Source organism: Methyloceanibacter sp. wino2 (genome assembly GCF_003071365.1).
Taxonomy (GTDB): Bacteria; Pseudomonadota; Alphaproteobacteria; order Rhizobiales; family Methyloligellaceae; genus Methyloceanibacter.
In genome coordinates, this window is record NZ_CP028960.1 from 2,292,316 (window position 1) to 2,312,211 (window position 19,896).

Annotated in this window: 14 protein-coding genes, 1 tRNA gene and 2 pseudogenes; 12 read left to right on the forward strand and 5 right to left on the reverse strand. The window is 63.6% G+C overall.

Features of this window, described 5'->3' with window-relative positions; all coding sequences use genetic code 11:
* Window position 1: 1 nt before the first annotated feature.
* Entirely contained in the window at window positions 2–4,711 is a 4,710-nt protein-coding gene (gene gltB / locus DCY11_RS10745) for a glutamate synthase large subunit (RefSeq protein ID WP_108683792.1), read from the reverse strand.
* Window positions 4,712–5,228: 517 nt separating this feature from the next.
* Here gltB and DCY11_RS10755 point away from each other — a divergent pair.
* Genes DCY11_RS10755 through DCY11_RS10765 form a run of 3 tightly spaced genes read left to right on the forward strand, consistent with a single transcriptional unit; the run spans window position 5,229 to window position 7,193 of the window.
* Window positions 5,229–5,537, forward strand: coding sequence for a DUF2282 domain-containing protein (locus DCY11_RS10755; RefSeq protein ID WP_108682886.1), 309 nt, complete (start codon window positions 5,229–5,231; stop codon window positions 5,535–5,537).
* Window positions 5,538–5,541: 4 nt separating this feature from the next.
* The gene (locus DCY11_RS10760; protein WP_108682887.1) at window positions 5,542–6,432 is read left to right on the forward strand and encodes a DUF692 family multinuclear iron-containing protein; all 891 of its coding nucleotides are present in this window, start codon (window positions 5,542–5,544) and stop codon (window positions 6,430–6,432) included.
* Complete coding sequence (locus DCY11_RS10765) at window positions 6,429–7,193, forward strand: DUF2063 domain-containing protein (RefSeq protein WP_108682888.1); 765 nt, start codon at window positions 6,429–6,431, stop codon at window positions 7,191–7,193. The genes DCY11_RS10760 and DCY11_RS10765 overlap by 4 nt, the downstream gene beginning before the upstream one ends.
* Before the next feature lie 173 nt (window positions 7,194–7,366).
* Here the strand turns inward: DCY11_RS10765 and DCY11_RS10770 are convergent, their stop codons facing one another.
* Window positions 7,367–7,843 carry an Hsp20 family protein gene (locus DCY11_RS10770; protein WP_108682889.1) on the reverse strand — a complete coding sequence of 159 codons (477 nt, stop codon included), beginning with the start codon at window positions 7,841–7,843 and terminating at the stop codon, window positions 7,367–7,369.
* Between the two features lie 300 nt (window positions 7,844–8,143).
* Here DCY11_RS10770 and DCY11_RS16050 point away from each other — a divergent pair.
* Window positions 8,144–8,578 (forward strand): annotated as a pseudogene (locus tag DCY11_RS16050) (alpha/beta hydrolase); the annotation flags it as partial.
* 269 nt (window positions 8,579–8,847) lie between these two features.
* Window positions 8,848–9,099 (forward strand): alpha/beta hydrolase, encoded by a 252-nt coding sequence (locus tag DCY11_RS16055; RefSeq protein ID WP_256385620.1) that lies wholly within the window; start codon window positions 8,848–8,850, stop codon window positions 9,097–9,099.
* 12 nt (window positions 9,100–9,111) lie between these two features.
* Here the strand turns inward: DCY11_RS16055 and hisN are convergent.
* Window positions 9,112–9,872 (reverse strand): annotated as a pseudogene (gene hisN / locus DCY11_RS10780) (histidinol-phosphatase).
* 352 nt (window positions 9,873–10,224) lie between these two features.
* Window positions 10,225–11,124 carry an N-formylglutamate amidohydrolase gene (locus DCY11_RS10785; RefSeq protein WP_108682890.1) on the reverse strand — a complete coding sequence of 300 codons (900 nt, stop codon included), beginning with the start codon at window positions 11,122–11,124 and terminating at the stop codon, window positions 10,225–10,227.
* A gap of 244 nt (window positions 11,125–11,368) precedes the next feature.
* Here DCY11_RS10785 and cpdR point away from each other — a divergent pair, with 244 nt between their 5' ends.
* Both cpdR and DCY11_RS10795 read left to right on the forward strand, forming a co-directional pair.
* Window positions 11,369–11,758, forward strand: a complete 390-nt coding sequence (gene cpdR, locus DCY11_RS10790; protein WP_069443487.1) for a cell cycle two-component system response regulator CpdR — start codon at window positions 11,369–11,371, stop codon at window positions 11,756–11,758.
* A 73-nt stretch (window positions 11,759–11,831) separates the two neighbouring features.
* Window positions 11,832–11,906, forward strand: a tRNA-Val gene (locus DCY11_RS10795).
* A 91-nt stretch (window positions 11,907–11,997) separates the two neighbouring features.
* Here DCY11_RS10795 and DCY11_RS10800 read toward each other — a convergent pair.
* Entirely contained in the window at window positions 11,998–12,285 is a 288-nt protein-coding gene (locus DCY11_RS10800; protein WP_108683793.1) for an SH3 domain-containing protein, read from the reverse strand.
* A gap of 248 nt (window positions 12,286–12,533) precedes the next feature.
* On the opposite strand from DCY11_RS10800, the gene DCY11_RS10805 reads away from it, so the two are divergent.
* The 5 genes from DCY11_RS10805 (at window position 12,534) to DCY11_RS10825 (ending at window position 19,894) form a co-directional block, all read left to right on the forward strand.
* Entirely contained in the window at window positions 12,534–13,856 is a 1,323-nt protein-coding gene (locus DCY11_RS10805) for an NAD(P)/FAD-dependent oxidoreductase (RefSeq protein WP_159079958.1), read from the forward strand.
* Window positions 13,853–15,841: a terpene cyclase/mutase family protein gene (locus DCY11_RS10810; RefSeq protein ID WP_108682892.1), complete on the forward strand. Its 1,989-nt coding sequence runs from the start codon at window positions 13,853–13,855 to the stop codon at window positions 15,839–15,841. Before DCY11_RS10805 ends, DCY11_RS10810 begins: the two co-directional genes overlap by 4 nt.
* Complete coding sequence (locus DCY11_RS10815; RefSeq protein ID WP_108682893.1) at window positions 15,838–18,018, forward strand: RND family transporter; 2,181 nt, start codon at window positions 15,838–15,840, stop codon at window positions 18,016–18,018. The genes DCY11_RS10810 and DCY11_RS10815 overlap by 4 nt, the downstream gene beginning before the upstream one ends.
* Window positions 18,019–18,163: 145 nt before the next feature.
* Window positions 18,164–18,553: a hypothetical protein gene (locus DCY11_RS10820; RefSeq protein ID WP_108682894.1), complete on the forward strand. Its 390-nt coding sequence runs from the start codon at window positions 18,164–18,166 to the stop codon at window positions 18,551–18,553.
* 309 nt (window positions 18,554–18,862) lie between these two features.
* A complete protein-coding gene (locus tag DCY11_RS10825; RefSeq protein ID WP_159079959.1) occupies window positions 18,863–19,894 on the forward strand; it encodes a phytoene/squalene synthase family protein in 1,032 nt (343 codons plus the stop codon).
* Window positions 19,895–19,896: the final 2 nt, after the last annotated feature.

The following is a 19,896-nucleotide window of genomic DNA, read 5'->3' on the forward strand; positions in this document are numbered from 1 at the left end:
CTTATTTGCCCGTCTCGCGCAGGCCGATTTCGATCGTGCCGAGCCCATCCGGATCGGCAGCCTGTTGACGCGCCATTTCCTGCAGCGCGCGGCGATACTCCACCGGCATGACCTTGACGAATTTCGGCAGGTAGGTGGCCCAATTGTCCAAGATCTCTCGGGCGCGGGCCGAGCCGGTATAGTGCAGATGGTTTTCGATCAGCTTGCGCAGGCGCAACGCGTCGTGGCGCGTCATGTCCGTGAGATCCACGAGGCCGTGGGTCTCCAGGTCGCCGCCCTCATGGAGATATTTCTCCATGGCTTGGTCCTCGCTCGGGATCGGCTCGAGCTCAACCATGGCCATGTTGCAGCGTTGCTCGAAATCGCCGGACTCGTCGAGCACATAGGCGATGCCGCCCGACATGCCCGCCGCGAAGTTGCGGCCCGTGGGGCCGATCACGACGACCACGCCGCCGGTCATGTACTCGCAGCCGTGATCGCCGGTGCCTTCAATCACCGCCGTGGCGCCGGAGTTGCGCACGCCGAAGCGTTCGCCGCCGACGCCGTGGAAGTAGCACTCGCCGGAAATGGCGCCGTACAGGACCGTGTTGCCGACGATGATCGACTTCTCGGGGATGATCTTCGATTCCTCCGGCGGACGGACGATGATGCGGCCGCCTGACAGGCCCTTGCCAACATAGTCGTTGCCTTCGCCGACGAGGTCGAAGGTCACGCCGTGGGCCAGCCAGGCGCCGAAGCTTTGGCCGGCGGATCCGTTAAAGCGGACCCAGATCGTGTCGTCCAGAAGACCGGCATGGCCGTAGCGCTTGGCGATCTCGCCGGACAGCATTGCGCCGGTCGAACGGTCGACATTCTTGATCGGCAGGTCGATCTTGACCGGCGCCTTCTCATCGATGGCCGCGCGGGCAAGTTCGATCAGCTTGGTGTCGAGAACGGTCTCCAGTCCATGGTCCTGCAGCTCGGTATGCCGGATCGGGTGCGTGTCGGCGTTGTCGGGCTTATGGAACAGCTTGGTGAAGTCGAGCCCGCGCGCCTTCCAGTGGTCAATGGCGACTTCCTTGTCCAACACCTCGGTGCGGCCGATCATCTCTTCGAACTTCCGGAAGCCGAGCGCGGCCATGTACTCGCGCACTTCCTCGGCGACATAGAAGAAGAAGTTGATCACGTGTTCCGGCGCGCCGGTGAACCGCGCTCTCAGGACCGGGTCCTGGGTGGCGATGCCCACGGGGCAGGTATTCAGATGGCATTTGCGCATCATGATGCAGCCAGCCGCGATCAACGGAGCCGTCGAAAAACCAAACTCGTCCGCCCCGAGCAGCGCGCCGACGATCACGTCGCGGCCGGTGCGCAAGCCGCCATCGACCTGCACGGCGATGCGTCCGCGCAGCCGGTTCAGCACCAGAGTCTGCTGCGTTTCCGCAAGTCCGATTTCCCAGGGCGATCCGGCATGCTTGAGCGAGGTCAGGGGCGAGGCGCCCGTGCCGCCCTCGAAGCCCGAGATCGTCACGTGATCGGACATGGCCTTGGCCACGCCCGCGGCGACCGTGCCGACGCCCACTTCCGACACGAGCTTCACGGAGATGTCGGCCTTCGGATTGACGTTCTTGAGATCGTAGATCAGCTGCTTGAGATCCTCGATCGAGTAGATGTCATGGTGCGGGGGCGGGGAGATGAGGCCGACGCCCGGCGTCGAGTGCCGGACCTTGGCGATCGTCCCATCGACCTTGTGGCCCGGCAGCTGGCCGCCTTCGCCGGGCTTCGCACCCTGCGCGACCTTAATCTGGATCATGTCCGCGTTGGAGAGATACTCCGTGGTTACACCAAAACGGCCCGAGGCAACCTGCTTGATCGCCGACCGCATGGAATCGCCATTGGGCAGCGGCGTGAAGCGATCGACTTCCTCGCCGCCTTCGCCCGTGTTCGACTTGCCGCCGATGCGGTTCATGGCAATCGCCAGGGTCGTGTGAGCCTCGCGGCTGATCGAGCCGAACGACATGGCGCCCGTCGCGAAGCGCTTCACGATCTCGCTGGCCGGCTCCACCTCGTCGAGCGGGACCGGCTTCTGGCCGAGTTCGTCGGCATCCTTGATGCGGAACATGCCGCGCAGGGTCAGGAGTTCCTTGTCCTGCTGGTTTATGGCCTCGGCATAGCTGCGGTACTTCTCGGGCAAGTTGCCACGGACCGCATGCTGGAGATCCGCCACGACCTGCGGCCGCCACGAATGAGCCTCGCCGCGCACCCGGAAGGCATACTCGCCGCCGACGTCGAGCGCGTTCCGCAAGACAGGAGCGTCGCCGAAAGCGGCCTTATGCCGTTCGACGGTCTCCTTTGCGATCTCTGCAAGGCCCACGCCTTCGACCTGGCTGTTGGTGCCGGTGAAGTACTTGGCCACGAAGTCGGACTTCAGACCGACCGCGTCGAAAATCTGCGCGCCGCAATAGGACTGATAGGTCGAGATGCCCATCTTGGACATGACCTTCAGCATGCCCTTGCTGACGGCCTTGATGTAGCGGGTGATCGCCTCGTCGAGAGTGATGTCCTCGTCGAGGTCCGGCAGCAGGGTCTCGAGCGTCTCGAAAGCGAGATAGGGGTTGATGGCTTCCGCGCCATAGCCTGCCAGCGTGCAGAACTGGTTCACTTCGCAGGCTTCGCCAGTCTCGACCACGAGACCCACGGACGTGCGCAGCCCGCACCGGATCAGGTGATGATGCACCGCGCTCGTCGCCAGAAGCGAGGGCAGAGGAATGCGGTCGCTGTCCGTCGCCCGGTCCGACAGGATGATGATGTTGTCGCCTTCCAGGACAGCGGCTTCCGCCTTTTTGCAGAGCTGGTCGAGCGCGCCCGCCATGCCCTTTTCGCCGTCCTTGGCGGGATAGGTCATGTCGAGCGTGACCGTCAGGAACTGATTGTCGGCGACCGCGCCGATGGCCCGGATGCGCTCCAGATTCTCATTTGAGAGAATGGGTTGGGCCGCTTCCAGGCGCTTGTCCTTCGACGTGCCTTCGAGGTCGAGCAGGTTCGGCCGCGGGCCGATGAACGTCACCAGTGACATCACGAGTTCCTCGCGGATCGGATCGATCGGCGGGTTCGTCACTTGCGCGAAGTTCTGCTTGAAATAGGTGTGCAGCAGCTTCGGCCGGTTCGACAGAGCCGAGATGGGCGTGTCGGTTCCCATGGACCCGATGGCCTCCTGGCCGGTCTGGGCCATGGGCAGCATCAGGAACTTCAGGCTCTCTTGCGAATAGCCGAAGGCTTGCTGGCGATCCAACAGGCTGACATTGGGGCGCGTCGGCGCCACGTTCGCGCCCGGCAGCTCATGCACCTGGATCTGCGTCCGGTCGAGCCACTCCTGATAAGGATGCGAGTCGGTCATCTCCGCTTTGACCTCTTCGTCGGAGATGATGCAGCCCTTTTCGAGATCGATGAGCAGCATCCTGCCGGGCTGGAGCCGCCACTTCTCGACGATCTTGTCTTCCGGGAAGGGCAGGACGCCGGTCTCCGACGCCATCACGACGAGGCCGTCGTCCGTGACGAAGTACCGGGCCGGACGCAATCCGTTCCGGTCGAGCGTCGCGCCGATCTGCCGTCCATCGGTGAAGGCCATGGCGGCCGGGCCGTCCCACGGCTCCATCAGGCACGCATGATATTCGTAGAAGGCGCGGCGCTTGGCATCCATAAGCGGGTTGCCCGCCCACGCTTCGGGAATGAGCATCATCGCCGCATGGGCGAGGCTGTAGCCGCCTTGCACCAGGAACTCGAGGGCGTTGTCGAAGCAGGCCGTGTCGGACTGTCCCTCGTACGAAATTGGCCACAGCTTCGAAATGTTGTCGCCGAACAGGGGCGACGACACGCTCGCCTGGCGTGCGGCCATCCAGTTCACATTGCCCCGCAGCGTGTTGATCTCGCCGTTATGCGCAACCATGCGGAAGGGATGCGACAGCTTCCAAGACGGGAAGGTGTTCGTCGAAAACCTCTGATGGACGAGCGCCAACGCCGAGCTGAATTTCGGGTGGTGGAGATCCTGGTAGTAGGCGCCCAGCTGATAGGCCAGGAACATGCCTTTGTAGATCACCGTGCGGCAGGACATGGACACGATGTAGAAGCCGATGTCGTGGCCGCCGGTCTCGCCGTTGATCGTGTTGGAGATCACTTTGCGCAGGAGATAGAGCTTACGCTCGAAGTCGGTCTCGTCCTTGATGCCGGGACCGCGTCCGATGAAGACTTGCCTGTGAACCGGCTCGGTCTCGATGACCTCCGGCGACAGCGTCGAATTGTCGGTCGGCACGGTGCGCCAGCCCAGCAGCGTCAGGCCTTCGGATTCGACCACGCGCTCGATCGCGGATTCGCAATAGATGCGCTGCGCCTGATTGGAGGGCATGAAAATCTGGCCGACGGCATACTCGCCCGGCTCCGGCAGCGTGAACCCGAGCGGGGCGCAGACCTCTACGAAGAAGTCGTGCGGAATCTGAATGAGCATGCCCGCGCCGTCGCCGTCGCGCGGGTCCGCACCCGCCGCGCCGCGATGGGTCAGGTTCACCAAGATCTCGAGGCCATGCTCAATGATCTTGTGGCTCTTGTTGCCTTTCAGGTCCGCGATAAAGCCGACGCCACAGGCATCGTGTTCGTTGGCCGGATCGTAGAGTCCTTCCGCGCGCGGCATGCCAGTCGCAGCCGCGTTGAAAGGTCCAGGTATGAGCGCACGGGGTGCCATCTTCTGCATGAATTCTCGGCCTCGCCGCCTGGGCGAGCATGTTGGGGTTGGGCCAAAAGCCCTCTACCTCACCAATGTGACCGTTAAGGCAATAGTGAAGATCGGGCCCTGGTAGGCTAGCGTGCCTCTACGCTAGCGTACGCGGCGATTTATGGCAGCAGACCACCTCAAGTAAGGCGGTGTGAAGAGCTCCGCGCCGCAGACTCTAGTACAAAGGTCAGCAAGCCTGTCCTATTTCGCCCCAAAATGCCAGATTTCCGAGGCGTACACAAGCGCAAGATTCACGGTCCGGCGCGCCGCCACAGGGCGTGCATCCGGGGGTTGTTGCAGTGGATACAGGCCTTCCGATAGGCGGTCGCCGGATCACAAAAGGCTGGCGGAGGCGTGATTTGACCGGAGCGGAAAATCGCGGCCCACTTGGCGCCGCAAATCCGGCGGCGGGTGAGCGTTTCGCCGGCCGTCACGACCAGGAACCACTTGAACCCCTGATCCACTTGAGCCCTTAGAAGGACCCAATATGACCCATCACTCCAAGTCACTCTCCGGCGTCGCCGTGGCCAGCGCCTTTGCTGCCGCGCTTGGCATGGCCGCAACCACCACGCCGGCTGCCGCCGAGGATGAGCAAGAGAAATGTTTCGGCGTCGCCAAGGCCGGCGAGAACGACTGTGCCGCGGGCGCCGGCACGACCTGCGCCGGCACGGCGACGATCGATTATCAGGGGAATGCCTGGAAGCTCGTACCCAAGGGGACTTGCACCACCATGAAACTGCCGGGCGACCGCGAGGGCAGCCTTACGGCGCTCGAGCGCGACATGCCGCCTGCGTAAGGCGATGGCGCATCCGGCGAATTTTGGCACAAGCCCGATTCCGCGAAAAGGCGGGGTCGGGCTCAAGCCTGAGCATTATCGCGACATTCTCGACGGCGCTCCCAAGATCGGCTGGTTCGAAATCCACGCCGAGAACTACATGGGCGCGGGCGGGCCGCCTCATGCCTATTTGACGGCGATCCGGGAGCGCTATCCCCTGTCGCTGCACGGTGTGGGGCTTTCCATTGGCGGCGCGGGGCCGCTCGATGCGGATCATCTTGCGCGCCTGCGCGCACTTGCCGACCGTTACCAGCCCGCTCTGTTTTCCGAGCATCTGGCTTGGTCCAGCCACGACACGGTCTATCTGAACGATCTCCTGCCGTTGCCGTATACGCAGGAAACGCTTGCGCGGGTCTGCGACCACATCGATCAAGTGCAAAACGCCATGAACCGGCAGATGCTGCTCGAGAACCCGTCCACCTATGTCGCCTATGCCGAGACGACGATGCGCGAGGTCGACTTCCTGCGCGAAGTTGTACGGCGGACCGGCTGCGGGCTCTTGCTCGATGTGAACAACGTCTTTGTGCAGGCGGCCAATCACGGCTTTAAGCCCGCCGACTATCTCGACATTTTTCCGATGGAGCATGTAGGCGAGATTCATCTCGGCGGGCACGCGGAGGATGCGGACGAGGACGGTTCGCTTCTGCTCATCGACGATCACGGCCGCGAGGTGGCCGACCCCGTCTGGACGCTTTACGCGCGGGCGCTCGCGCGCACGGGGCCGGTGCCGACGCTGATCGAATGGGACAACGACGTTCCCGACTGGCCCGTGCTGTTTGCCGAGGCCAAGCGAGCCGATGATCTGCTGGCGTCGTGCACGGTGTCCGCCGCTCCCGAGCTCGCGGCCGTCACATGACGACGGACGCGGCCCAGCGCCAGGGAGCCTTTGCGAAGGCGCTTCTGGATCAGGACGCGGGTGTCCCGGATGCGGTGAAGGGGCGCGACGGCAGCGGCCCCGCGCGGCGCTTTGCAGTCTACCGGAACAATGTTTACGCCAGCCTCATCGACGCGCTTGCAGGCCGCTTCCCGGCAACGGCGAAGCTCGTGGGAGAAGAGTTCTTCCGGGCGATGGCGCGGGACTACGTGGAGAAGGCGCCACCGCGGTCGGCCGTTCTGCTGCAGTATGGCGGTGACTTCCCCGATTTCATCGGCGCATTTCCGCCCGCCTCGGCGGTTCCGTATCTCGCCGACGTGGCGCGGCTCGAATGGGCCTGGCACCAGGCCTATCACGCCGCCGATGCCGAGCCGTTGTCGCAAGAGGCGCTGACGGCGCTCGGTGAACGCGCCGAGGATATCGGCTTCGTGTTCCATCCCTCGGCGAGTGTCGTCCGATCCGAATATCCGGTGATCACCATCTGGGAGCTCACGCTGCGGGACGGCGAAGACGAACCGGGACGCCTGCCTGCCGGCGGGGAGGATGCGCTCGTGCTGCGTCCCGCGCTTCAAGTGACTGTTCGCCGATTGCCGGCTGGAGGCGCAGCCTTCGCCGAGGCGCTCATGGCGGGGGAGAAGTTACCAGCTGCGGCAGGCATCGCGTCGGACCTGGAACCAGCTTTCGACCTTGCGGCCAACCTCGGGGGCCTCATGCGAAGCGGCGCATTTGTCGGAACGCGGTAAACCTACTTTAAGTTGTTATTGGTGTAGACTACGCACTTCGCAAGGCTCCCGCGCCACGACTCTCCCAACCGGCGTGATCGAGTGCGAAACAGGGAAGGGCGCCCCTCATAAAAGGAGCGCCCTTCTTTGCTTTCGTCTGCTCTAGCGGGACCGATAGCGGCCCCGTGTCGGGCTTACGCCGCCTGGCTGTCGATCGTCTTGTCGTCGATCGTCTTCGGGGCGTCCGACTTGGTCGTGATCTCGATGGTGCGCGGCTTCATGGCCTCGGGCAGCACACGCTCGAGATCCACATGCAGAAGGCCGTTCTCGAGGCTCGCACCCTTCACGACTACGTGGTCGGCGAGCTGGAAGCGGCGCTCGAAGCTGCGGGCGGCGATGCCGCGATGCAGGTAGGTCGAGTTCTCCTGCTCGACGCGCTTCTCACCGCGAACGGACAGCGTGTGCTCCTTGACCTCGATCTCGAGATCGGCGTCGCTGAAGCCGGCGACGGCCATGCTGATGCGATAGTCGTTCTCGCTCACCCGCTCGATGTTGTAGGGCGGGTAGGCCGGGGCGTCGCCTTCGTACGTGTTCAACGTATCGAGCAACGAGCCGAGCCGGTCGAAACCGACAGTGGAGCGATAAAGGGGGGTCAAATCGAAATGCCTCATGTCACATCCTCCTGATGAAGCGATATGGTGGGTGACCCGCTCCTCATGCGGAGCCGGGCTCTGAGACGCAAAGCCCGAAGGCCTTTGCGCAAAATCGCATATAGGATTGGCTCCGGGGCGCTTCAAGAGCTGTAGGGCGCTGAATTCAAACAGTAAATTCAGTAACCTGTCAGGGCTGCGTCCCTCTTGCGGCGCCCGCGAAGTTGCATGTTCTGTTGTCGGCGGCGCCATAGCGGCTGTAAGAAAGAGCGGCGGACCAATCCTCCCGCGTTGCGGGATTGCGGAATATCCTGAATCTCGATGACTCTCGTTTCGACACCCAAGAACCCTGTCCCTCTCGGCGCCAACGCGGGCTATCTCGATGTGCGTAAGGGGGTCAAAGTCCGCTATGCGAGCTGGCAGTCGGCCTTGCAGCAGCGCGGCGGCACCGTCTGCATCTTTCCGGGCCGGAACGAGTACATCGAGAAATACTTCGAGGTGGTCGGCGAATTACGCCGCCGCGGTTTCGCCGTCGCGATTATCGATTGGCGCGGGCAGGGCGGGTCGACACGGTTGGTGCGCGGCTCCTCGCGCGGACACATCCGCAGCTTCATCGACTACGAGCAGGACATCTATCATTTCATGAAGGGCGTGGTGCTTCCCGACTGCCCCATGCCGTATTACGCGCTGGCCCATTCCATGTCCGCGCCGATCCTCTTCAATGCCGCGACTAAGCGCGGGTGTTGGTTCCACCGCCTGATCACGACCTCGCCGATGGTTGCGCTCGCCGGGCTGCCGGTGCCACAGGACGTTTGCGCCGGGCTCGCGACCGGACTGTCTTGGATGGGGCTCGGCAAGCAGGCCGTGCCCGGTGATCAGTCCGTGTGGTCGAGCGATGTCTTCGAGGGCAATCCGCTCACCTCGGACCGGGAACGCTTCTACCGGAACGTCGAAGTGCTGAACGCCGCGCCGGGCCTTGCGGCGGGCCCCCGACCATCGGCTGGCTGCATGCGGCCTTCGACGCCATGTCGCGCTTGGAAGGCGAGAAATACGCGCCGAAGATTCGCGTGCCCTCGCTGCTGGTCGTTGCCGGCGACGACAAGATCGTCTCCAACAAGGCGATCGAGGCGTTGTCGTCGCGGTTGCGCGCGGGCACGCAGATCGTGCTGCGCGGTGCGCGGCACGAAATCCTGCAAGAACGGGATTCGATCCGCGAGCAGTTCTGGGCGGCGTTCGATGCCTTCGCGCCCGGCGTTGCGGTGCGCAAGACGGCTTAACGGCAAGACACCCTAAGCGGAGAGGATCTCCAAAGCGGCGGCGTGTACGGCGCGATCGCCGGCGGCCACGATGCGTCCGCCTTGGCTCGGGTCGCCGCCCTCCCACGTCGTCACGACGCCGCCGGCGCGTTCGATGATCGGCACGAGCGGCATGATGTCGAACGGCTTGAGCCCCGCCTCAACCACGAGGTCGATCTGACCCATCGCGAGCAGGCAATAGTTGTAGCAATCGCCGCCGAAGCGCCGCAGGCGCACCGCGCGTGACAAGGCCTCGAACCGGATGATTTCGGACGCGTCGAAAAGTTCCGGCGCGGTGCTTGCCAAAATTGCGTTGTCGAGCACGGGGCATGGCCGAACGCGGATGGGCCGCGTCTCGCCGGCGCGTGTGAAATAGCTTTCCGTTTCGCCGCACCAGAAGCGTTCGCCGGTATAAGGCTGGTTCATCATGCGAGCACGGGTGCGCCGTGTGCGGTCAGGCCGATGAGCGTGCCCCAGAGAGGCTGGCCCATGATGAAGGCGCGTGTGCCGTCGATCGGGTCGATGATCCAGCAAATGTCGGCGTCGGGTTGGGTGTCGTCGAATTCCTCGCCCACGATGCCGTGCCCGGGATGGGTCTGCGACAAGATCTTGCGAATGGCGGCTTCCGCGTCCCGGTCCGCCGCGGTGACGGGATCGAAGCCGGAGCCGCCCTTGTCGTCGACGGCCAAGACGTTACGGAAATGCGGCAATATGACCTCGCCAGCCCTCTCGGCGAGAGCGTGCGCTGTCGCTATATAGCTCTGGAAATCGAGTTGAACGGTTTTGGTCACGGTACAAGGCTTGGCGGTGTTTGCCGTTGAGAGTCAAGGCTTCCGAGCCTTAAGGACGAGGGTTACTCCCTGGTCCCGGGCCTGTCCGGCGTATGCGGGTATGGCGGACAACGCCCGGTAGCGTGACTTTGCGGCACCACTGTTTCAGTTCTGTCGTCAATTTCCGGCTACACCTTGATTTTTGTGCATTGCAATGACATATTGTTGCAATGCGATATGGCTCTCCAGGCCATATCGCTGCCCTCCTTGGGCGTTTCCTCCCTAGACTTGGGCCGTTCGTTCAATCGGACGGCCCCTTTTTTTGGATCGGCGGGGCCTATTCGGCCGCGGCGCGGGGGACGATGAGATCGGAAATGCCGGGCATCAGTCCCCGGATCACCGTCTCCAGCTTTTCCCTCAAGATGTCGAAACGCTCGGTTCGTTCGAACGTCGTCTCGTCCATATACAGCGCCCGGTTGATCTCCATCTGCAGGACATGCTGTGCCTTGTGCGGGCGTCCATAATGCTCGGTGATGTAACCGCCCGCATAAGGCTTGTTGAGCGCGACGCCAAAGCCCAGCGCCTCGAGGGATCTCGCGGCCATGCGCGTCAGCTCGCTGCTGCAGGAGGTTCCGAAGCGGTCGCCCAGCACGAAGTCGGCGCGGGTTGACTGTTTGTCGGCACTCGGGCTCGAGGGCATGGAATGGCAGTCGATCAGCACGGCGAAGCCGAATTCCCTCTTCGCTTCCATCAGCAGAGCCGCGAGGGTCTCGTGGTAGGGAATGTAGAGGCGGTTGATCCGTTCCAGCGCCGTCTCGACCGAAAGAGGCTCCCGGTAGATCTCCTCGGACTCCGACACGATCCGCGCGATCGTTCCGAGGCCGCCGACGACCCTGACCGATTGGGTGTTGGCATAATGGGGTAGCCCGTCGCGAAACAGGATCGGGTCCAGCTCATAGGGCTCGCGGTTCACGTCGAGATAGGCGCGCGGGAAGTGGGCATGAAGCAGCGGGGCCCCGAGCGCGGCGGCGAAGCTGAAAAGCTCATCCACATAGGCATCTTCCGACCGCCGCAAGGTGAGCGCGTCGAGCTTCGAGGCGGCCAGGAATGTGCTGGGATAGACCCGGCCCGAGTGGGGCGAGTTGAAGACGAGGGGAAGCGCCAGTTTCGCGGGCCGCACCACGGTGAAGGGCGGTGACAGTTCCCGCTCGATCGCCTCAGCCTCTTGTTGCTTCATACGCCAAACCTGGGTTCTGCGGTTCCGGGAGCGGCGCCTGCCGGGCGGCGGCGCACCGGCGTTAACTCTGCCAACGACCGGAGGCACTGTCCAGGCGTGTTCCGGCTTGTGCCGTGGCTCAATAGCGGCAATGATTGCAGGGCCTACCCGATGGGGCCGCGCCAAACGTTCAAGAATAAGGCAAGCGGTCGTTTACCATATTCGTGTAGGCGATACAGGGTGAGTGTTGAGGGGGACGAGGATTATGGAGGCGAACGACCCGCGCGTGCGCAGCGTTCAGCGTATTCTTCTTGCCGAAGACGATGACGATATGCGCCGTTTCCTGGTGAAGGCGCTGGAGAAGGCCGGTTACGACGTGGTTTCGTTCGGCAACGGCATGGAGGCTTATGAACGGCTTCAGGAAGAGCCCTTCATGCTGCTCCTGACCGATATTGTGATGCCCGAGATGGACGGAATCGAACTGGCGCGCAAAGCCGCCGAACTCGATCCGGACCTCCGGATCATGTTCATCACCGGTTTCGCGGCCGTGGCGCTCAATCCGGACAACAACGCGCCGAAAGATGCCAAGATTCTGTCGAAGCCCTTCCACCTGCGCGATTTGGTCGATCAGGTGGAGCGCATGCTGGCGGCTTGAGGAAAAGCACCGGAATCCGCCGCTTGCCTTCTGGCGCCGCCACCCATATAGAAGGCGCCTTGCCACACAGACCGGGCGGCTAGCTCAGCGGTAGAGCACTACGTTGACATCGTAGGGGTCACTGGTTCGATCCCAGTGCCGCCCACCATTCCAAGCGACTTGAATGTACCCGGGGTCCGGGACCTAACGAATCGCCTTTTGGGGCAGGCTCCCGCGTGCGAACGGGCTCGCCTTGGGGCCTAGTCGTAGAGTTCCTGACAGCTCAAATATTGGCGGAATACCCAGCGGTTCTTCGCCGAGCCCGGTGGCGTGATCCGCGCCCAGAGCTTGCCCTGCACACTGTGGATTGCCCACGCATTCACCGGCGTGCCGTTCTTTAGCGTGCCCACGATGCGCCCGTTCGGCTTACTGCGCACATTCAGAGGCGTGCCGGTCGGGTCATTGACCGTACATTTCATTTGCGCCGCCGCCGCGCCCGTCATGGCGAGGAGAATGATTGCGGCTGTGAGGGGTGTTCGGACTTGCATGCACGTGTCCATAGGCGCTGCCGCCCATAGCCTCATTGATACGCGTCAAAGCTGGAACTTCCTACATCGCGGGCGGTTTGTCCGATGGCGGGCCAAGCGGCTCTGGGCCGGGTTCGCGGGATGGTCAAATCCGCCCCAACCCGTTACGATTCAAACGAGAGTCCGGATCGGCGATCACGCCGGCACCGGACGGGACAGGGCGCCCTTCCGCCCGTGTTTGCGCGCTTCTGACAGCCGGTGGGACCTTGGTGCGAACGGATCATGACGTTGCGGTGATTGGTGCGGGTCCGATCGGATGTGCCGCGGCGATCGCGTTTGCCCAGCGCGGGGAGACCGTCCTGCTGCTCGAGGCCAATCCGCGCGCCGCTGAGCGGTTCGCGGGCGAGTGGATTCACCCGTCCGGTGTCAAGATCCTCGAGAAGCTTGGATTGGGCGGCCTTGCGGCGTTTACGGAGAACGGCCCGCGGCGGGGTTTCGTCGCCCATCCCGGCGACGGCGCCGACCCGATCGTCTTGTCCTATCCGGACGGCATGACGGGCGTCAGCTTCGAGCATCACAAGCTCGTCGACGAGCTGCGCCGCCGGGCCGTCTCAATGCCCGAGATCGACTATGTCGCGCCGGCGAAGCTGAGCAAGCTCGAGCCGGTGCCGGTCTATATGGATGGAGATACGGGCGCCGAGGTCGCGATCAACGCGAAGCGGATCGTGGCGGCCGATGGGCGCCGGTCGGGAACGCGCCGTCTTCTCGGTCTGCCTGACGGCTCGGTCGGTATCTCCTTCATGGCCGGCATTGTCCTCGCCGACGTGGAACTGCCCGTTGAAGGCTACGGCCATGTGTTGAGCGGTCTGGCCGGCCCCATCCTGTCGTACCGGATCGGTGCCGACCAGGTGCGCCTGTGTCTCGACGTGCCCGCGTCGGCCACGGAGCTGCGGCGAGACACGGATGCCCTCTACGCGGCGGTCGCCCCGGCTCTACCGGCACCGATGGCGAAGGCGCTTGCTGTCTCCTTGAAGACCCGCAAGCCCGCCTGGATGGAGACGCGGTTCCAGACCCGAACCGCCTACGGGCGCGGCAACGTCGCCTTGGTGGGCGATGCGGTCGGCTGCACGCATCCGCTTACGGCTGTCGGCATCTCGCTGGGACTGAAGGACGTGGAGGCCCTGCTCGACATTACCGACGCTGCGGACTACGCACGCCGGCAGAAGGCGCGCGCGCGGGTGCCCGAGATGCTTTCGAACGCGCTCTATCAGGTCTTTTCCGATCCCCGCTACGATGCCCGCGCCATCCGGCAGTCGATGTTCGATACGTGGCGTACGAGTGCCGCGGAGCGGCGCCGCACGATGGCGCTGCTCGCCGCGACGGACGTGCGCGGGAGCACGTTCGCGACGTCGTTCTTCCGCATCGGATTCCGTGCCGCGCGAAAGACCGTCGGCGCGGAAATGCGCGAGGGACACTGGAGCCGGACGCGGCAAACGTTGGCGCGGTTCGCGTCGTGGAGCACCTGGCCGATCGCCGGTCTTCTTCCCGGCTACCGGAAGATACCGGCCCATCTCAAGGCCGCGGGACATTGAACCATTGGGCAGCGCAGAAGGACCTGTCGCAGGCTGTCGATCTGGCGCTGCGGCACGTGCGGGACACGCAGGCGCCTGACGGAAGCTGGCACGGCGACTACGGCGGTCCCGTTTTTCTGCTGCCGACCCTGATCGTCGCGACGCACATTGTCGGTGCGCCCTTCGATTCCGAGACCGAGCAGGACTTCATTCGCTTCTTCAAGCATCACCAGAACGAAGATGGCGGCTGGCCGCTCCATATCCAAGGCGAGAGCTACGCCTATGCCACGGCGCTTTGCTACGTGGCTCAGCGGCTGCTGGGAGTGCCGGCGGACGATCCCGATCTGCAGCGGGGGCGGGCTTGGCTGCTCGAACGCGGAGGTGCAGCCAATCTGCCGCCGTGGGGCAAGTTTCTGCTCGCACTCCTCAATTTGTACGACTACGACGGCGTCATGCCTGTCCCGCCGGAACTCTGGCTACTCCCGACGTCGCTACCGGCCCATCCGTCCCGCTTCTGGTGCCACAGCCGCATGATCTTCCTGCCCATGAGTTATCTCTATGGGATCAGGGCGCAGGCGCCGTTGACGCCGGTCGTGCGCGCGTTGCGCGACGAGATCTTCTGCGAGCCCTATGAAGCGTTGGACTTCCGCGCCAGCCAGATGCAGTGCGCGCCCGATGATATCTACGCGCCGCTGTCGCGGGGCTACCGGTTCCTGAACGGTCTTCTGAACGGCTACGAATCCATTGCCGGCAAGAGCTTGCGTGCCCGCGCGACCGCGTTCGTGTTGGATCAAGTGCGCCGGGAGGACGAGAACACGAACAACATCTGCATCGGGCCCATCAACAAGGTGCTCAACATGCTGTGCTGGCACTATGCCGAACCTGACGGAGAACGCGTCGCCGCGCATCGGCGGCAGTTGCCTGAGTATCTGTGGAAGGGCGAGCACGGCACGCATATGCAGGGCTACAATTCCTCGCGGCTTTGGGACACGGCGTTCGCCGTCCAGGCGATTGCCGCGTCCGGCCGTGCAGGAAAAGCAAAGCCGATGTTGGAGTCGGCCCACGCCTATATCGAAGCCAACCAGGTGCTCGAAGACACGCCGGAGCGGGAGCGCTATTTCCGCGACCCCTCCAAAGGCGGTTGGCCGTTCTCGAACAGGAAGCACGGCTGGCCGATTTCGGACTGCACCGCGGAGGGTTTGAAAAGCGCGATCGCGTTGCGCGCCGTTGTCGACGAGCCCATTTCCGACGAGCGTCTCGACGACGCGGCCGAACTGATCCTCGGTTGGCAGAACGCCGACGGCGGCTGGCCAACTTACGAGAAGGCGCGGACGCCGGCCTGGATGGAGGCCCTTAATCCGTCGCTCGTGTTCGCCGACATCATGGTGGACCACTCTTATGTGGAATGCACATCGGCCTGCGTCCAGGCGCTGATCCGCTATCGTGCGCAGGGCGTCGATCCGGCGCGGGTCCGGCGCATCGACAAGGCGATCGAGGGCGGCCGCGATTTTCTGTTGGCTCGGCAACGCGCCGACGGCGCCTGGATGGGCGCCTGGGGTATCTGCTTCACCTACGGGACTTGGTTCGCGGTCTCGGCCCTCCGGGCCGCTGGGCTTTCCGCCGACAGCGCCCCCGTTCGCCGCGCGGCTGCGTTTCTCGTCTCCCATCAACTTCCCGATGGCGGCTGGGGCGAAACCATCGAGAGCTGCCGGCGCGGGACCTATGCGAGCACCCCGGAGGGCCAGGTGGTGATGACGTCCTGGGCCGTGCTCAGCCTGCTTCAGAGCGACATGGCCGACAGCGAGCCGGTACGTGCCGGGCTGCGCTTCCTGCAGGACCGGCAACGCGCGGATGGCAGCTGGCCCGAGGAAACCATCGCCGGCGTGTTCAACCGGACCTGCGCGATCACCTACGACAATTACCGCAAGATTTTCGGACTGTGGGCGCTGGCGGCGGCGGAGGCGGGCCTCGACGCGGATGCAGATGTCCAAGGATTGGCGCAATGACGGCGGGGTTCGGCCTCGAAAAGCTGGGACTGCTGGCGCAGCGTTTCCCGCGGATCACCCTGCTGATCATCGCAGCACTGACCATTCCGCTGGCGTTTGCCGCGGCGAAAGTCGAGTTCTCCAGCGACATTCGTGAGATTTTCCGCTCCGGGACGGAGGACTTCCGCAATCTCCAAATGGTGGAGAAGCAGTACCCGCAGACCGGCGAGGACGTGCTGTTGCTGGTGCAGGCGCCGGATCTCTTCAGCCGCGAAAATCTCGAACACTTACGCGATCTGCATCTGAACCTCCATTTCGTCGAGGGCGTGAAGCACGTCACGTCGATGTTCTCGGCCCACGACGCGCCGGATGCCTCCGGCAATGCTGAGGCCGTGTTCCCGATGGAACTCGAGGGTGTGGATATTCCCGGCTTGCGCGACACCATGCTGGCGCACCCCTTTGTCTCAGAAAAACTCTTGTCGGCGGACGCCACGACCGCGCTGTTCGTCGTCGCGATCGAGCCGCGGCCGAAGATCGACGATCTTCGCGTCGTCGCGGATGATTTGCGGCAGGTGACGGACGAAGCGCTGGCGGGCACGGACATGCAAGCCGAACTCAGCGGCGTGGCGTTCTTCCGGCTCGAGATCGTCGGCGCCTTGATCCGCGATCAGCGCCTCCTGATCGGGGCGGGCTTCACAGTATCGCTGATCATCTGCCTGCTGTTCTTCCGCAGCCCTATTTACGCCCTGCTTGCCGGTGTGCCGGCGGGGATTGCGGTGCTGTGGACCTTAGGGATCACAGAGTTGCGCGGGCAGGAGATCACCGTCCTCACCGGCGTGGTGCCGGGGCTGGTCACGGTGCTGGTGTTCGCAAGCTCGCTGCATCTGATGTTCGGCATCAAGCGCAAAGTGGTCGCGGGGGAGGGCGCGCGCGAGGCGGTCGTGTCGTCGGTGCGGGACATCGGCCCCGCTTGCGTGCTCGCGGCCATGACGACCGCGATCGCGCTGCTGTCGCTCACGCTCGTGCCTCACACGCTTGTGTCCGGGTTCGGACTCACAGCTGCCATCGGCACGGCTGTCGCCTTTCTGGCGACGATCACGGTTCTGCCGGCGCTGGGGACGCTGCTGCTGGGGCGGCGTGGCCGAAAGGAAAACGCGGACCACACCCTCGACCGCATCTTCACCGCCACGAGCACTGCCTGCCGGCGGCTGGGCCGCGCCATCCTCGGCAATCCCACGGCTTTTCTTGCCGCCGGGCTCATCGTCGCGATCGGTGCCGGCATTCTCTACGCCACGATCAGCCCAAGCTATCAGTATAGGGACTATCTGCCGGCGAACAGTCAGTCCTCACGGGTCATGGACGTGGTCGACAAGGAGTTCGGCGGCACCGAGGCTATCCTCCTCCATATCCAATGGCCGAAAGACAAGCCGCTCGATTCTGCCGAGGTCCTCACCGTGGTCGGGGACGCGCACAAGACCCTGGAGACGCTGCCGCTCGTGACGCGCGCGGTGTCCCTGCACAGCATCGAGACCTGGATGCTGGAGGGCGGGCTCAAGCAGGCGCAAGTCTTGGACTTCCTGGAGGAGTCCAAGTCGCCTTTCCTCGAGCGCATGATGTCGGTGGACGATCATTCGGCGCTCGTGTCCGGCTACTTCCCCGCGGTGGACGCCTCCGAGTTGGTGCCCGTGCTGGACGCGCTCGAAACGGACATCGAAGCCCTGCGCGCGGCGCATCCGGGTGTGCGTTTCATCGCGACCGGAATCGCGCCCCATTCCGCCCGGGCGAGTTACGACATGATCATCGAGCTCAACCGCAGCCTGTTGATCGCAATCGGGCTCAACATTCTGCTGATCGGCCTGGTCTTCTGGTCGTTGAGAGCCGGGCTCTACAGCATGGTGACCAACGTTCTGCCGATCGCCGTGGCGGGCGCGATCCTCCATCTTACGGGCGCAGGACTGCAATTCACCTGCGTGGTTGCCTTCACCATCGGGTTTGGCATCGCGGTGGACAATGCTATTCACATCCTGAACTACTATCGTTTGATGCGGTCCAACGGCGAAGCTGTAAAGCCGGCCCTCGAGGAGACGATCGCCACCATCGGCCCGGCGCTCGCCGTCGGGTGTCTGGTGCTGATCGTCGGGTTCGGGGCACAATACTCAGCGAGCTTCCCAGCCTGCGTCTGTTTGGAGAAGTCGTGATAATGCTCTTGGCAACGGCGCTGCTGGCGAACCTTTTGGTGCTGCCGGCGTTGATCGCGTTTGTTGAAGGGCGGGCCTGGCGGACGGACGTGCCGCGGCCACCGGTCAAAGGCAGCTAGGCAAGGCGCTGCCAGGGAGGATCTCTATGAGAAGCCTGATTTCGCTATGCGCCGTCCTGTTCGTGGCGATGATCTCGCCGCTTCAGGCGGAACCACTAGCGCTTGAAGGGACGTGGAACGGCAGCGGCACGATGCAGGCCATGGACAACCCGCCCCAAAAGCTGACCTGCCGCATCAAGTACAAGCGCGAGACCGAGAAGGTGTTCAAACTCGCCGCGAAATGCGTGACCATCTCGACCGCCATCAACCAGACGGGGCAGCTCCTGAAAGTCAATCCAGGGGTGTATGTCGGGGAATTTCACGTCGCGTCCTACGACATCTCCGGACGGGTGCGGGTCGTGATCGACGGAGACGTCCAAACCATGTCGTTCAAGAGTTCCCGGGCCAATGGGAGCGTTACCCTGACAAAGTCGTGAACCGGCTGGGTGGCCTGTGTGTTAGGATGAGGCGGCGTCCGGAAGCTCGTGGCTTTGTGGACGTGATCTGAGGGATTTCAGACCCGCTATCGGCTGCTTCCAGGCGTTTTGCGCGGGCTTTCTGTGCATGAAATCGGGCAGCAGCCATAATCGGCCAGGGATTGGCGGCTATGCTGTCGATGGCGCCGCGTGATTCCTCGTTTGGCGCCTAAGACTTAGGGTGGCGATCCTGGGTCGAGCAGATCGGATGACCGATCTTCTGTGTTGCGCGCCAAACGCGCCAAAACTGTGGGGGCTAAGAGCAAGATCGTGTTGGATAGGACCGTCGGCAACGAAGAGCTTCCGCTACTGCTGGTGCCCCAGCTGTCGCGCACCTTCGCGCTGACCATTCCAAGGCTGCCGTCCGACCTGCGGTCAACGGTGGGTACGGCCTACCTGCTGTGCCGCGCCGCGGACACGATCGAGGATTCGCAACTCCCGGATCGCGACAGGAAGATCGCTCAACTCGACATGTTCCTTGCCGGGGTCGACCGGACGGAGTCTTGGGATGAGGTTTCCAGGCGTCTTGCGGCCGAGCTGTCGGGAGAAATCGGCCCGGAGGAGCTCGAGCTCATCGATAGTTTGCCGGGCCTGATCGATATCTTGAATACCCGTCCTGTAAGACAGCAGGAGGCGGTCCGCACCTGTCTCAAGAAAATGGCATCGGGCATGAAGTCCTTCGTCAACCGTCCGACGGGATTGGCCGACATGGCCGAGCTCGACAACTATTGCTACGTGGTGGCGGGCGTCGTCGGCGAGATGCTCACCGAGCTTTTCTGCGACCATGCCGCGGATATCGACGAGCACCGAGAAAAGCTCGAGAAGCTTTCGGCAAGTTTCGGCCAGGGCCTGCAGATGACGAACATTCTGAAGGATATCTGGGACGACCGGCGGCAAGGGCGCTGCTACCTGCCGCAAAGTCTCTTCTGTTCCGCGAGCCTCGATCTGCGCGATCTCGACGGCGCCGCCCAGGAGCCCGCTTTCCGTCCGACGATCCACCGGCTCGCACGGATTGCGTTGGGTCATTTGGGCAATGCCGTCGAGTACACGCTGACGATCCCGCGCCGGCACACCGGCATTCGGCAATTCTGCTTGCTCGCGATCGGCATGGCCTACGCCACCCTCAATCGGGTCGTGCAGGTGTCGCAGTTCTCCTCGGACTATCGGCCGAAAATCTCACGCTCGACGGTCAAGAGCGTGATGCTCGCGGCACCGGTGATCTGCCGAAGCGATTCGCTGACGCGCTGGACCATGTCCGGCATGGCGAGTCTTTGCGAGGCCAACGCCATTCGTCAGCCCTGACG